We start from the raw sequence: 14,471 nt of genomic DNA on the forward strand, positions 1-14,471 counted from the left end.
GCCCTCCGACACGCTTTCGGGGCGGGCGCGTCCCGCAATCAATTCGCATCGGAGCACTGCCATGACGGGTAGCAAGGACTATGTGGTCGCAGACATCGCGCTTGCCGGCTGGGGCCGCAAGGAGATCGAGATCGCCGAAACCGAAATGCCGGGCCTGATGGCCTGCCGCGAAGAATTCGGCGACAAGAAGCCGCTCAAGGGCGCGCGCATCACCGGCTCGCTGCACATGACCATCCAGACGGCGGTGCTGATCGAAACGCTTAAGGCGCTCGGCGCCGATATCCGCTGGGCTTCCTGCAATATCTTCTCGACCCAGGACCACGCTGCCGCGGCCATTGCCGAGGCCGGAATTCCGGTGTTTGCCGTCAAGGGCGAGACGCTTGAGGATTATTGGGTCTACACCGACAAGATATTCCAGTGGGCCGATGGCGGCACCTCCAACATGATCCTCGACGACGGTGGCGATGCCACCATGTACATCCTGATCGGCGCCCGCGCCGAGGCCGGCGAGGATGTGCTGTCCAATCCGGGCAGCGAAGAGGAAGAGATCCTGTTTGCCCAGATCAAGAAGCGCATGCAGGCATCGCCCGGCTTCTTCACCAAGCAGAAGGAAGCGATCCGCGGCGTCACCGAAGAGACGACGACCGGCGTCAACCGGCTCTATCAATTGCAGAAAAAAGGCCTGCTGCCGTTCCCGGCGATCAACGTCAATGATTCCGTCACCAAGTCGAAATTCGACAACAAATATGGCTGCAAGGAATCGCTTGTCGACGGCATTCGCCGCGGCACCGACACGATGATGGCCGGCAAGGTCGCGGTTGTCTGCGGCTATGGCGACGTCGGCAAGGGCTCGTCGGCTTCGCTCAAGGGGGCCGGCGCCCGCGTCAAGGTCACCGAGGTCGATCCGATCTGCGCGCTGCAGGCGGCGATGGACGGTTTCGAGGTGGTCACGCTCGAAGACGCAGCGCCGACGGCCGACATCGTTATCACCACCACCGGCAACAAGGACGTTGTTACCCTCGACCACATGCGCCTGATGAAGGACATGGTGATCGTCGGCAACATCGGTCACTTCGACAACGAGATCCAGGTGGCCTCGCTGCGCAACCTGAAATGGACCAACATCAAGCCTCAGGTGGATATGATCACCTTTCCGGACGGCAAGCGGATGATCCTTTTGTCGGAAGGCCGCCTGCTCAACCTCGGCAACGCTACCGGCCACCCGAGCTTCGTCATGTCGGCGTCCTTCACCAACCAAGTGTTGGCCCAGATCGAGCTGTACACCAAGCCCGGCCAGTACGAGAACCAGGTCTATGTCCTGCCGAAGCATCTCGACGAAAAGGTCGCGCGCCTGCATCTCGACAAGCTCGGTGCCCGCCTGACCGAATTGTCAGGCGAACAGGCCGCCTATATCGGCGTCACTCCGCAGGGACCGTTCAAGCCGGAACACTACCGCTATTAACCACGGCGAAACTTGCCACTAGATATTGAAGCCGGGCGATTGACTTTTCGCCCGGCTTTATTTTTGCGCTGATTGATTCTTCACGCCGATTCGCGCAAGCGCTATGGTGCTGATTCGCGGTCCGGGGACGAGGCCCGGGCGCACGCATCAGGGCGGTCTTGCATTCAGGCGGCGAAGAGGACCAAGACATGCCGGGGGATAACCCGCCTTGCGCGGGACAGGCCGTTTCCGGCGGCCATAACGATTCGATCACGGGCTCCGCTGCCAGAGGCGGCAGCCTTCTATGGCGCGCCGGCAGCCGTGTCGGGGTGCTGCTTGCTTCTTCCGCGCTGGTTAGTCCGCTGCTTGGCTTTACTGCACATGCCCAAACCCGCGTGGCGCAAAAGGCCGGGCTGTCGGTCAGCACGGTCGAGGTCATGCAACTCGCCATGTTCGTCGGCGTCATGGGGGCGGCATTGCTGTCGGCCATCTTTCTGATCCGCGAACGGGCGCGCACCGCGGCGGAAAATGCCGAGCTCAGGACCCGTATCGCCGACGTCAATGCCGCGCTGCAGCGCTCGGAGGCGCTGCTCCATTCCCGCGATCAGCGCGTGGTGGTATGGGCGGCCGAGAACAAGAAGCCCGAGCTTGTCGGGACATTGCCGATCGAGAGCGGCGCGCCGGAGGACCGGGCGGCCTTCCTGGCTTTCGGCCGCTGGCTGATGCCGCGTTCGGCGGCCGCACTCGAACATGCCGTCGCGGCACTGCGGGACAAGGCAAAGCCGTTCGATCTGGTCATCGAATCGCAGGCCGGCCAGCCGCTCGAGGTTCACGGCCGCAAGAGTGCGGCGCATGGGCTGGTTCGCTTCGTCTCGCTTTCGGAGACACAGCGAAGCCAGGCCAGGCTGAAGATCGAGAACCAGCGCTTAGCCGCCGACCATGAGACGCTGATCGGTCTTCTGGATGCGCTCAAGATGCCGTCATGGCTGCGTACTGTCGACGGGCGGCTGAAATGGGTCAACCGCGCCTACGCCGAAGCGGTCGAGGCCGAGAATGCCGAAGCGGCGGTCCGCGATGGCAAGGAATTCCTCGGCGGCCAGGCGCGCGACACGATCGCTGCGCAGCACAAGTCGCGCGCGGTCTTTGAACAGACGCTCTCCACGGTCATCGAAGGCGACCGCCGTATGTTTGCCGTGACCGATTTTGCCGGGGCGGATGGTTCGGCTGGTCTTGCCTGCGACATCAGCGCTATCGAGGCCATTCGCGCCGAATATGAGCGGACCATGCAGAGCCACGCCGACACGCTCGATCAGCTCAACACCGCCGTGGCGATTTTCGACACCGACGAGAAATTGCGGTTTTTCAATCAGGCGTTCCAGAAACTATGGGGCCTCGACAGCGGCTTCCTGCACAGCGCGCCGGACAACGCCTTGCTGCTCGACCGCCTGCGCAGCGAAGGCAAGATCGCCGAGCAGCCCGAATGGCGGCGCTGGAAAGAGAGCCTGCTCGGCGCTTACCGCGCGGTTGAATCGCAGGAGCATTGGTGGCATCTGCCGGACGGCAAGACCATTCGCGTCGTCGCCAATCCGCAGCCCAAGGGCGGCGTCACCTGGGTGTTCGAGAACCTGACCGAGAAGATGGACCTTGAAAGCCGCTACCAGACCGCCGTCCGGGTCCAGGGCGAGACGCTCGACAACCTCGCCGAAGGCGTCGCTGTGTTCGGCCCCGACGGCAGGCTGAGACTGTCGAACCCGGCGTTCGCGGCATTGTGGGGGCTGGATGCCGATGCCTCAAAACCCAACGTCCATGTCTCGACGATCCGCGACCTTTGCGACCGCCGTGCCGTCGACAGTCCGTGGGGCGGGTTCGTTGCCGCCATCACCGGCTTCGACGACGAGCGCCGCGACCGCCACGGCCAAACCGAATTGAACAACGGCACCGTTTTGCGCTACGCCGTCATCCCTTTGCCCAACGGCCAGGTGATGATGACCTTCGTCGACGTTACCGACAGCGTCAATGTCGAGCGGGCGCTGAAGGACAAGAATGAGGCGCTGCAAAAGTCCGACCAGATCAAGAACGAATTCGTGCAGCACGTCTCCTATGAGCTGCGCTCGCCACTCACCAACATCATCGGCTTTACCGAGCTTCTTTCACTGCCGTCGACTGGTCCGCTGAACCAGAAGCAACGCGAATATATCGGGCATGTCGGCTCGTCCTCCTCGGTCCTGCTCACCATCGTCAACGACATCCTCGACCTGGCGACGGTGGATGCCGGCATCATGGAACTCGACATTTCCGAAGTTCACATCGATCGAACCATTACGGCTGCCGCCGAACTGGTCGCCGACCGGCTGGAGGAACATGCGATCAAGCTTAGGATCGACGCGGCGGCCGCGCCGAAAACCTTCCACGGCGACGAGATCCGCGTCCGCCAGATCCTCTACAATCTGCTCAGCAATGCCGCCAATTACGCGCCGGAGGCGAGCACCATAACGCTCGCCTGCCGCCAACTTCCCGACGGCGTGGAATTTTCCGTTCACGATGACGGCCCCGGCATGCCGCCGGACCTGCTTGACTCAGTGTTCCGGCGCTTCGAGCCGCGCACCAATGGCGGCCGCCGCCGTGGCGCCGGGCTCGGCCTGTCGATCGTCAAGAGCTTTGTCGAACTGCATGGCGGCAGCGTCCGCATCGAGACCGGCAGGGATAAGGGCACCACGGTTGTTTGCACCTTTCCCGACACGCCGTCCGGCATCCGCGCGGCGGCCGAGTAGCGCGTTCGATGGCGGTATTGGTGCTGGAGCATTTTCTCGCCGACGAGGCTGCGACGGCAAGGTTCGGCGAGGATCTCGCCATGTCGCTGCGCATTGGCGACGTGCTCGCCCTCAAGGGCGATCTCGGCGCCGGCAAATCGACCTTGGCACGGGCGCTGATCAGGGCACTGGCCGACGATGCCGGACTCGACGTGCCGAGCCCGACCTTCACGCTGGTCCAGAGCTACGACACGCGTGTGCCGGTTCATCATTTCGATCTCTACCGCTTGGGCACGGCATCCGAGCTGGATGAGCTGGGCTTCGACGAGGCGCTGACGCAAGGCGCCGCGCTGGTCGAATGGCCGGAGCGGGCAGAGGCATATCTGCCGAAAACCTCGGTGCTGGTCGAACTTCTCCAGCAGGGCGACGGCCGATTGGCGAGACTATCGGGAGAGGGCGCCGCCTTCGAGCGCGCGGCGCGATCGCTGGCAATGCGCGATTTTCTCGGGCAGGCCGGTTGGGGCGAAGCGCAGCGACGATATTTCATCGGTGATGCCTCGGCTCGCTCCTACGAGATCGTCACGCTCGCCAGATTTCCGCCGCGGGTGCTGATGAACTCGCCAAGGCTGGTGCTCGGACCGCCAGTCCGCGACGGCAAACCCTATGCCGAGATCGCTCACACCGCGCAATCCGTTTCGGCGTTCGTCGCCATCGACCGGGCCTTGCGGGCCGGCGGCGTCAGCGTCCCGGAAATCTATGCCCAGGATCTCGACCAGGGTTTTCTCCTGCTGGAGCATCTCGGTTCCCAAGGGTTTCTCGACAAGCGCGGCCAGCCGGTGGCCGAGCGCTACGCTGCGGCGGCCGGACTGCTTGCCATGATGCACGGCAAAACATGGCCGACCCGCATGCAGGCCGGCCCCGGCGTCTTCCATGAGGTGCCGCCTTTCGACCGCGACGCCATGATGATCGAGGCCGAATTGTTGGTCGACTGGTATGTCCCGGCGATATCAGGCGCTCCGCCTAGAGAGGCGCTGCGCGCCGGTTACCGCAGCGAATGGAGTGCGGTGCTCGATCGGCTGGAGGGACGCGAATACACGCTGATGCTGCGCGATTTCCATTCACCCAACCTGATCTGGCGCGCTGACCGTTCCGGTCACGATCGCCTCGGCGTCGTCGATGTCCAGGACGCGCTGATCGGGCCGTCCGCCTACGACGTCGCCTCGCTAGCCATGGACGCGCGCGTCACTATCTCACCCGAAATCGAAAAGCACACGCTCGCCGCCTACATCGCCGCGCGACGCGCTGCCGGTGCCTTCGATGAGAACGAATTCCGCGAAACCTATGCAATCATGGCCGCACAGCGCAATTCCAAGATCCTCGGCATCTTCGTGCGGCTCGAAAAACGCGACGGCAAGCCTTATTATCTGAAGCATCTGCCGCGCATCCGCGACTATCTTCGCCGGGCACTGGCGCATCCGGCGCTGGCCGGGCTGCAGGATTTCTACATCGCCCACGACTTGCTGGAGGAACGCTCGATTTGACGGCTAAGGATTTGGGCCTGAAGGCGTCGGATGAGCAGTCGATGCCGACGACCGCCATGGTGCTCGCCGCCGGGCTCGGCAAGCGCATGCGGCCGATCACCGACACCATGCCGAAGCCGCTGGTCAAGGTCGCCGGCAAGACATTGCTCGACTGGGGGCTGGACTGCCTAGCCGAAGCCGGCGTCGCCACGGCCGTCGTCAACGTCCATTACCTCCCGCAACAGATCGTGGACCATGTAGCCCGCCGCAGTGCGCCGAGAATCGTCATCTCGGATGAGAGCAGGGGCTTGCTTGACTCCGCCGGTGGTATCGTCAAGGCATTGCCCAGGTTAGGGGCGCCCTTCTATGTGCTCAACGCCGACACCTTCTGGATCGACAGCGGCGTCTCCAATCTCAGGCGACTTGCCCTTGCATGGGAGGGCGCGACAATGGACATTCTGCTGATGCTTGCGGATCTCCAGTCGGCAACCGGACATAGCGGCGGCACCGACTTCCTGATGGCGCCGGGCGGCGCCTTGCGGCGTGCGAACAACGATCCCGCCGGTCTGATCTATGCCGGCGCCGCAATCGCCCATCCGCGCCTTTTCAAGGACGCTCCGACCGGGCCGCACTCGCTCAATGCCTATTTCGATGCGGCCATCGCTACTGGGCGCCTGTTCGGCATGAAAATGCAGGGTCACTGGATTACTGTCGGCACGCCCGACGCCATTCCGCTTGCGGAAGCGGCCGTCGCCGCCGCGCTTGCCGGCACGCCCAATGCTGTTGCTGAGGCACCCGGCGCTTTTACCGAGGCGAAATGAGCGGCTCCCGCCGCGTTTTCTCGATCCCGCCCGGAGCGCCGTTCCTGCCGACGCTGGCCGAGGCGCTGCTTGCGGGGCGCTTGGTTCCCGGCTTCGCCTATGACGGCGATCCGCTGGCGCTGGCCGATCTCACCATCTATGTGCCGACGCGCCGTGCAGCGCGGGCGCTTCGCGGCGTCTTCGTCGATGCTCTCTCGCGCTCGGGAGGCCGCTCGGCGATCCTGCCGGTCATCCGCCCGCTTGGTGAGTTCGATGAAGATGAAGCCGCCTTCGAGGCAGGAGCTTCGGCCGCCATCGACCTTGCGCCGCCGATCGCCGCGGTCGAGCGTCTTCTGCTGCTTGCGCCGCTGGTGCGGGCGTGGAAACGCCGCCTGCCGGCACATGTCGCGGCATTGTTCGACGAGGAGATCGTCATACCGGCCTCCGCCGCCGACGCCATCTGGCTGGCACGCGACCTTGCACGCCTGATGGATGAGATCGACACCGAAGGCACGGATTGGGCAAGGCTCGCCGACCTTGTAACCGGCAATCTTGCAGGCTGGTGGCAGGTGACACTCGACTTCCTGACCATCGTGACGGAGAACTGGCCGAACCTGCTCGAGGAACGCCATCGTTCCAATCCGGCCGCGCATCGTAATGCCCTGATAAGGCTGGAGGCGGCGCGGCTGAAGCGTAATCCGCCAGCCGGACAGGTGATCGCCGCCGGTTCCACCGGCTCCATTCCCGCCACGGCCGAGCTGCTTGCCGTGATCGCCGGTCTGCCCAATGGCGCCGTTGTGCTGCCCGGGCTCGACCGGGCGTTGGACGAGCCGTCCTTTGCCGCGATCACCACACCGGGCGCGCGCCCAGCCGTGCTTGGCCACCCGCAATACGGCCTGGCAAAGTTGATCGGCAAGATCGGCGTGCCGCGCGCCGATGTCGAGGAGATTGCTGTTGCGCCGCGACCGCTTGCGCTGCGCGCCGCACTTGTCGGCGAAGCGCTGCGCCCGGCGGAGACCACCGAGCTCTGGGCCGAGACGCGCGCCCGCTTTAGGGCCGGCGATATTGCCGAGGCCTTCGCCGATGTGACGCTTCTCGAAGCCGCCAGCGAACGCGACGAAGCCGTGGCGATCGCCGTCGCGCTCAAACAGGCCGTCGAACGGCCCGGCCAGCGCGCCGCACTCGTCACCGGCGACCGCGCCCTGGCGCGGCGCGTCTCAGTCGAGCTGCTGCGCTTCGGCGTTGCCGCCGACGATTCCGGCGGCACGCCGCTGATCAACACACCAGCCGCCCGCCGGCTCAGGCTGGCGCTTCAGGCAGCCTTCCGCCCGGGCGACCCCGTCGCCCTGCTGTCGCTGCTCAAGCATCCCCTGCTTGGCCTCGGCCTGGAGCGGGCAAGCGTGCGCTATGCGGCCGAAATCGTCGAACTCGTGGGGCTGCGCGGCGGCACAGGGCGTCCGGACGTGGCGTCGCTGCCGCAGCTCTTCGACACCCGGCTCCTCGAATTCGACGGCGGCCGCAATCGCCGCCCACCCTTCTGGTGGCCGCGGCTTTCGGTCAGGCGCATCGAACAGGCGCGCGACCTGCTGATCCGGCTAACGGCCGCGCTGGCGCCGCTGGTTGCTTTTCGCGGCGACGAGAATGCCGATCTTGCCACCCTTGTGCGCGCCAGCGTCGTTGCGCTCGAAAGTCTCGGCCGCGCCGCTGACGGCAGCCTGAGCGAACTCTATGCGGGCGATGCCGGCGAAAAGCTCGCCGAGCTCTTGCGCGGGCTGGTCGCGGCCTCGGTGTCGTTCTCCTTCGCCGCTGACGAATGGCCTGACGTGATGGAGGCGCTGATCGCGCCCGAGACGGTCAAGCCGGCGCAGGGCACCGACAGGAACATCGCCATCTGGGGTGTGCTGGAAGCGCGGCTTCAGGATGTCGACACGCTGGTCGTCGGCGGGCTCAACGAAGGCGTGTGGCCGCGCAAGCCGGAGAGCGACCGCTTCATGTCGCGGCTGATGAAGACCGGTATCGATCTTGAACCGCCCGAGCGGCGCATCGGCCTTGCCGCCCATGATTTCCAGATGGCCATGGGCGCCAAAAAAGTGGTGCTGGCTCGCTCCGGCCGCTCCGGCGACGCACCGTCGGTACCTTCGCGCTGGCTGCAGCGCATCCTTACATTCGTCGGCGAGGACCACGCTGCTGCACTTCGCCGGCGCGGCGACGAACTGCTTGCCTGGGCGCGTGCGCTCGATGCCGGCGAAAAGCAGGACTTTGCGCCGAGGCCGCAGCCGAAACCGCCGCTCGCCGCGCGGCCGCACCACTTCTCGGTCACCGAGATCGAAACGCTACGCCGCGATCCCTATGCGGTCTATGCCAGAAGGATACTCGGCCTGATGCCGCTCGATCCGGTCATTCGCGATCCGGGCGCCGCCGAGCGTGGCACACTGTTTCACGCCATTCTGCACCTCTTCTCGGCGAGGGTGGCCGACCCGCGCGCGCCGGAGGCGCTGGACGGGCTCATCGCCGCAGGCCGCTCCTGCTTTGCCGACGCGGCCCTGCCCGCCGATGTCGAGGCGGTGTGGTGGCCGCGTTTTGAAAAGCTTGCCGCCGGCATCATCGAATGGGAGCGCGGCCGGGCCGCAGCCGTGGCACGGCGGCACGCCGAGGAACGCGCCGAAAAGACCGGTGTGGGCCGATCCGGTGTAACGCTGTCCGGCTATGCCGATCGCATCGATCTGCTGGCCGGCGGCATGGCCGATATCCTCGACTACAAGACCGGCTCCTCGCCATCCAAAGCACAGGCGCACACGCTGCTCGCGCCGCAACTGGCGCTGGAGGGCGCGCTGCTCAGGCGCGGCGCTTTTGCGGAGCTTGGCGCGTGTGAGCCGTCGCAACTGGCCTTCGTGCGGCTGAAGCCGAATGGCGAAGTATTCGAGGAATCCATCCTCGAATACAACCGCAAGCCGCGAACCGCCGCCGATCTCGCCGAAGAAGCGTGGGCGCGGCTGGAAAAACTGCTGATCCACTACGCCGACCCGGCGACCGGCTATCTGTCGCGGGCGCTGCCGTTCCGCGAGGGCGAGACCGACGGCGACTACGACCATCTCGCCCGCGTGCTAGAATGGTCGGCCGGCGGCGATGCCGACGACGAGGGAGGAGAGGCATGAAAAAGGCCTACCCCATTCCAAGCGACACTGCCGCCAGCCAGGCAAGCGCCTCCGACCCGCGCAATTCCGCCTGGGTGTCGGCCAATGCCGGATCGGGCAAGACCCATGTGCTCGCCCAGCGCGTCATCCGGCTTCTGCTGCGCGGCACCGATCCGTCCAAGATCCTGTGCCTGACCTATACGCGTGCCGCCGCCGCCAACATGTCCAACCGGGTGTTTTCGACCCTGTCGCAATGGACGGCCCTGGGCGATACCGAGCTCTCGACACGGATAGAGGCGCTAGACGGCCGCCAGCCCGACCGCGAAACCATGCGCCGGGCGCGGCGGTTGTTTGCCGAGGCGCTGGAAACACCGGGCGGGCTGAAGATCCAGACCATCCACGCCTTCTGCGAATCGGTGCTGCATCAGTTCCCGCTGGAAGCCAATATCCCTGCGCATTTCGAAATGCTCGATCCGCAAATGGAGGCTTCGCTGTTTGCCGCCGCCCGCCGCGACATGATTTCGGGCGGCGTTGCAGGCGATGCGGCATTGTCCGAGGCCTTCGCCACCGTGCTGGAGCGCGGCGGCGAGCATGGGCTCGACGCACTGCTGGCCGAGATCGTGCGCAAGCGCGATGGTTTGCGTGCGTTCATCGCCGCGGCCGGCGGCGATGGTTTTCAGGCGCTGTTCGACGAGTTCCATTTCCGCGCCGGCCAGACGGCCGAAGGTATAGCCGCCTCGGTCTGGCCGCTGCCCGGCTTCCTGCCGGATTATCTCGTCACCTTTTCACGGGCGGCCGAGGCCGCCGATGCGCGCATCGTGCTGAACAATCTGCTGCCATACGCCCGCCTTGCCTTTGCCGAGGAGGATCCGGTACGTCGCCTGAATTTGCTCTCCAAGGCTTTCCTGAGGGCCGACGGCGAGCCTTACGATCCGGCAAAGACATTTAAAAGGGCATTGCTTGACCGGCTGCCCGATCTTGCCGAACGTTATCTGGCGGCGGTCGACGCCATTCTCGAAATCTCCGACCGGCTGGCCTTGTTCAGGATGCTGGAAGGCACGCGTGCGGCGCTGACCATCGCCGACTGGCTGATCGCCCGTTACGAGCAATTGAAGCGCGCCCGCGGCTTCCTCGACTTCAACGACCTGATCACCCGTACGGTCAACCTTTTGGCACGGCCCGATGCCGGCCCTTGGGTGCAGTACAAGCTCGACCAGGGCATCGACCACATCCTGCTCGACGAGGCGCAGGACACCAGTCCCGACCAGTGGGAGGTGGTCAAGCGGCTGGCAGAGGAGTTCTTTGCCGGGCTCGGCGCACGCGACGCGGTCCACCGCACCATCTTTGCTGTCGGCGACGAAAAGCAGTCGATCTATTCCTTCCAGGGAGCCGCCCCGGATTCCTTTGCCGACACCCGGCTTTTGTTTGCCGGCAAAGTTAGATCCGCCGCCGCCGCCTTCGCCGATCTCAAGCTGACCTGGTCGTTCCGCTCGACCGAAGATGTTCTTGCCGCCGTCGACCGGGTCTTTGCCGACCCGAACGTGCGGCGCGGCATCAGCCACGATCCTGATCCGCTCGACCACAAGGCGATCCGCACCGATGCGCCGGGTCATGTCGAGGTCTGGCCCTCGATCGGCGCCGACGTCGTCGACGAACCAGACGATTGGACGCAAGCGGTCGACCATGCCCACGCGCCGGCAGTCCGCGTCGCTGAAAACGTCGCCGCAACGATTGCCGGCTGGATCGGCAACGGTGAGGTCATCGAAGGCCGCGGCAAGAAACTCCGCCCCGGCGACGTGCTGGTGCTGGTGCGCAAGCGCGATCGCTTCGTCCATGCGCTGACGCGGGCGCTGAAGCGCCGCGACATTCCGGTGGCCGGCGCCGACCGGCTCAGCCTGCCTGGCCATATCGCGGTGAAGGACCTGATCGCACTCGGTCATTTTCTCATCCAGCCCGAGGACGATCTGTCGCTGGCTGCCGTGCTGCGCAGCCCGATCTTCGATGTTTCGGAAGAGCAGCTTTTCGCGCTTGCTGCCGAGAGGCCGTCGGGCGTCTCGCTGATCGCCTCGCTGCGCCGGCATGCCGGCGAAAGCGAGGCGTTGGCCGCCGTCGTCAGCCGACTCGACACATGGTCGAACGAGGCCGCATTCAAGCCGGTGTTCGAATTCTATGCCGCAGCTCTCGCCCGCGACGGCCTGCGCAAGAAGATGATCGCGCGGCTCGGTCCGGAGGCCGGCGATATCCTCGACGAATTCCTGAATTTCTGCCTGGCCGAGGAGCGAACCGGCCTGCCAGGGCTGGAATCCTTCCTGTCGACGCTGGAAAACGCCGGCCCCGAGATCAAGCGCGAAATGGACCAGACCCGCGACGAGGTTCGCGTCATGACCGTGCATGCCGCCAAAGGCCTGGAAGCGCCGGTGGTATTCCTTGTCGATGGCGGCTCCGCGCCGTTCAGCGACCAGCATCTGCCGAGATTGATGCCGTTCGAAGGCTCGGGCGACTGCTGGGAGGGCAAGGGCTATCTCTGGCGTTCGGCCAGCGATGTCGCCAATGGGTTTTCACGCGCCGCATCGGCCCGCGCCCGCGAACTCGCCGACGACGAATACCGCCGGCTGCTCTATGTCGGCATGACCCGCGCCGAGGATCGGCTGATCGTCTGCGGCTACCATGGCAAGCGGGCGCCGAATACCGGCACCTGGCATTCGATCGTCAGCCGCGCACTGGTCGGTGCCGCGGAGAGCGAAGAACGCCGGCATCCCGCCACTGGCGAGACCGTGCATCGTTTCCAGGTGACGAAACTGCCGCCCATGCCACTGGCGGCAGTGAACGAGGCACGACAGGCGGAACGCTTTGCACCACTGCCTGAAACCCTGTTCCGGCCTCTGCCGCCCTTCGAGGAATTGCCGCGGCCGCTCTCACCGTCCGGCGCCTCGGTGCTGATCGATGAGGCGCGGCAAGCGGTGGCCGACACGCGTTCGCCGGTACTGGATGCCGAAGCCGAGCCCGGCTTTGCCGTCATGCGCGGGCTGGCGCTGCACAAATTGCTGCAGATGCTGCCCGGCATCGCCGAGGGAAAACGCCGGGATGCCGCCGAACGCTATCTGGCAAGAGCCGGCGCGGAATGGCCCGACGACGAGCACGACAAGGCCGTGGCTGGCGTTTTCAGAATTCTTGCCGACAGCCGCTTCGCGCCGCTGTTTGCGCCAAACTCGCGCGCCGAAGTCGCCATCATGGGCAGCCTGGAGGTATGGGGCAAACTGCGCTCGATTTCCGGCAAGATCGACCGGTTGGCAGCAACGCCGGACAAGGTTTCGATCGTCGACTACAAGACCAATCGGCCAGCGCCAGCTACGCTCGCCGAAGTGCCGCAAGCCTATGTTCTGCAGCTCGCACTTTATCGCGCGCTGCTTCAGCCGCTCTATCCGGGACGCGAGGTCTCGGCGGCGCTGCTGTTCACCGAGGTGCCGCGGCTGATCGAGCTGCCGGCGGCGGCCATGGACGATGCGCTTGCTAGACTCACGGGAGCGTGACACAACACTTGCTTGAAGACGGACGCGATCACCACCACATTTGGTGCGACGAACAAATCGAAAGGATCTCAGCATGGCCACCGTCAAGGTCGACAAGAGCAATTTCCAGGCCGACGTGCTCAACGCCAAGGAGCCGGTCGTGGTCGATTTCTGGGCGGAATGGTGCGGCCCGTGCAAGATGATCGCCCCGGCGCTCGAGGACATCGCCATCGAACTCGGCAGCAAGATAAAGATCGCCAAGCTCAACATCGACGAGAATCCTGAGCTGGCCGCGCAGTTCGGCGTACGCTCGATCCCGACGCTGATGATCTTCAAGGGCGGTGAAGTCGCCGACATGAAGGTCGGTGCTGCGCCGAAAACGGCATTGTCGCACTGGATCAACGGCAGCCTCGCCTGATCCGATCAAAATTTTGCAGAAAAGCCCGGCCTCGCGCCGGGCCTTTTTTTGCTGGCGTCATTGGTGGACCGCTCTGGCACTCGCGGTTTGCCGCCCGGTATTCTTCTCTTCTCAATTCAAAGGAGAAGCGATATGACCGGATCCGCCAAGGCCACCGTCTTCATCGACAATGAGCGCGTCATCGTCACCGAATACCGCTTCGCCCCGGGAGACAACACCGGCTGGCATCGCCATGGCCACGACTATGTGATCGTGCCATTGACCGACGGCAAGGTGAAGCTCCTGACCAAGGATGGCGAATCCTTTGCCGAGATGAAGAAGGGCGCGCCGTATTTCCGCAACGAGGGCGTCGAACATGACGTCATCAGCGCAAACGATGGCGAATTCGCCTTCATCGAGGTCGAGCTGAAGTAGTCCACCAACTATCGGCTGCGCCGCTACAATTGTCCGGCGAGGCGCGATCACCAATCCGCGATACGATCGCCACCGACGAATTGTGCGCTTTTCTCAGTATATTCAAACAGTTCGATCTTCACGCCGTTGGGGTCGCGGATCCAAGCCTGGTAGGTGTCATCGCACGCGAGTTTCTTTGAAGTGACATCAACCCCCTTTGACCTCAGATGGGCGATCGCGGCGTCGATGTTTTCCACTTCGAGGCAGAAGTGGTTGATCTGGTTCAAGTCGCTATAGCTTGCGCCGTCTTTCTGGAACACCTCGACATGGCTACGGCTGCCGCAATTGAGGTAGAAGCCGAAAATCTTCCCGTCGCGCAGGAAATTGAACTGAGTGTCCATGCCGAGGACGTCCCGATAGAAGCTTCGCGTCATCTCCAGGTCATTCGCGAAAATGCAAACGTGAGCGAGCTGCTTTACCTTGATCATGATTGGCTCCTCGCGGTG

Annotated in this window: 9 protein-coding genes; 8 read left to right on the forward strand and 1 reads right to left on the reverse strand. The window is 64.5% G+C overall.

The genetic code is table 11. The features are described from left to right. The first annotated feature begins 61 nt into the window (after window positions 1–61). The 8 genes from ahcY (at window position 62) to NKI17_RS06180 (ending at window position 13,986) form a co-directional block, all read left to right on the forward strand. Window positions 62–1,462, forward strand: coding sequence for an adenosylhomocysteinase (ahcY, locus tag NKI17_RS06145; protein ID WP_023677552.1), 1,401 nt, complete (start codon window positions 62–64; stop codon window positions 1,460–1,462). 188 nt (window positions 1,463–1,650) lie between these two features. Further along, a complete protein-coding gene (locus NKI17_RS06150; protein ID WP_352905519.1) occupies window positions 1,651–4,212 on the forward strand; it encodes a sensor histidine kinase in 2,562 nt (853 codons plus the stop codon). Between the two features lie 8 nt (window positions 4,213–4,220). Further along, the gene (gene tsaE / locus NKI17_RS06155) at window positions 4,221–5,732 is read left to right on the forward strand and encodes a tRNA (adenosine(37)-N6)-threonylcarbamoyltransferase complex ATPase subunit type 1 TsaE (protein WP_352576322.1); all 1,512 of its coding nucleotides are present in this window, start codon (window positions 4,221–4,223) and stop codon (window positions 5,730–5,732) included. Window positions 5,733–5,788: 56 nt separating this feature from the next. Next, window positions 5,789–6,532: a nucleotidyltransferase family protein gene (locus tag NKI17_RS06160; protein ID WP_352635048.1), complete on the forward strand. Its 744-nt coding sequence runs from the start codon at window positions 5,789–5,791 to the stop codon at window positions 6,530–6,532. Continuing rightward, window positions 6,529–9,666: a double-strand break repair protein AddB gene (gene addB, locus NKI17_RS06165; protein ID WP_352905520.1), complete on the forward strand. Its 3,138-nt coding sequence runs from the start codon at window positions 6,529–6,531 to the stop codon at window positions 9,664–9,666. Before NKI17_RS06160 ends, addB begins: the two co-directional genes overlap by 4 nt. Then, on the forward strand, window positions 9,663–13,175 hold the full coding sequence (addA, locus tag NKI17_RS06170; RefSeq protein ID WP_352905521.1) for a double-strand break repair helicase AddA: 3,513 nt from the start codon (window positions 9,663–9,665) through the stop codon (window positions 13,173–13,175). Before addB ends, addA begins: the two co-directional genes overlap by 4 nt. Before the next feature lie 73 nt (window positions 13,176–13,248). Beyond that, window positions 13,249–13,572 (forward strand): thioredoxin, encoded by a 324-nt coding sequence (gene trxA, locus NKI17_RS06175; protein WP_023677558.1) that lies wholly within the window; start codon window positions 13,249–13,251, stop codon window positions 13,570–13,572. Between the two features lie 132 nt (window positions 13,573–13,704). Beyond that, a complete protein-coding gene (locus NKI17_RS06180) occupies window positions 13,705–13,986 on the forward strand; it encodes a cupin domain-containing protein (protein ID WP_023718287.1) in 282 nt (93 codons plus the stop codon). A 47-nt stretch (window positions 13,987–14,033) separates the two neighbouring features. On the opposite strand, the gene NKI17_RS06185 is transcribed toward NKI17_RS06180, so the two are convergent. Further along, a complete protein-coding gene (locus NKI17_RS06185) occupies window positions 14,034–14,453 on the reverse strand; it encodes a VOC family protein (RefSeq protein WP_352576315.1) in 420 nt (139 codons plus the stop codon). Between the last annotated feature and the right edge of the window lie 18 nt (window positions 14,454–14,471).

This window comes from Mesorhizobium sp. M0816 (genome assembly GCF_040320005.1).
In the GTDB taxonomy this organism is placed as follows: domain Bacteria; phylum Pseudomonadota; class Alphaproteobacteria; order Rhizobiales; family Rhizobiaceae; genus Mesorhizobium.

What these genes read in the sequence shown, in the direction of transcription:
- ahcY (WP_023677552.1), top strand. Translation starts at nt 62, where the DNA reads ATGACGGGTAGCAAGGACTATGTGGTCGCAGACATCGCGCTTGCCGGC.
- tsaE (WP_352576322.1), top strand. Translation starts at nt 4,221, where the DNA reads ATGGCGGTATTGGTGCTGGAGCATTTTCTCGCCGACGAGGCTGCGACG.
- NKI17_RS06180 (WP_023718287.1), top strand. Translation starts at nt 13,705, where the DNA reads ATGACCGGATCCGCCAAGGCCACCGTCTTCATCGACAATGAGCGCGTC.
- NKI17_RS06160 (WP_352635048.1), top strand. Translation starts at nt 5,789, where the DNA reads ATGGTGCTCGCCGCCGGGCTCGGCAAGCGCATGCGGCCGATCACCGAC.
- trxA (WP_023677558.1), top strand. Translation starts at nt 13,249, where the DNA reads ATGGCCACCGTCAAGGTCGACAAGAGCAATTTCCAGGCCGACGTGCTC.
- NKI17_RS06185 (WP_352576315.1), bottom strand. Translation starts at nt 14,453, where the DNA reads ATGATCAAGGTAAAGCAGCTCGCTCACGTTTGCATTTTCGCGAATGAC.
- addB (WP_352905520.1), top strand. Translation starts at nt 6,529, where the DNA reads ATGAGCGGCTCCCGCCGCGTTTTCTCGATCCCGCCCGGAGCGCCGTTC.
- NKI17_RS06150 (WP_352905519.1), top strand. Translation starts at nt 1,651, where the DNA reads ATGCCGGGGGATAACCCGCCTTGCGCGGGACAGGCCGTTTCCGGCGGC.
- addA (WP_352905521.1), top strand. Translation starts at nt 9,663, where the DNA reads ATGAAAAAGGCCTACCCCATTCCAAGCGACACTGCCGCCAGCCAGGCA.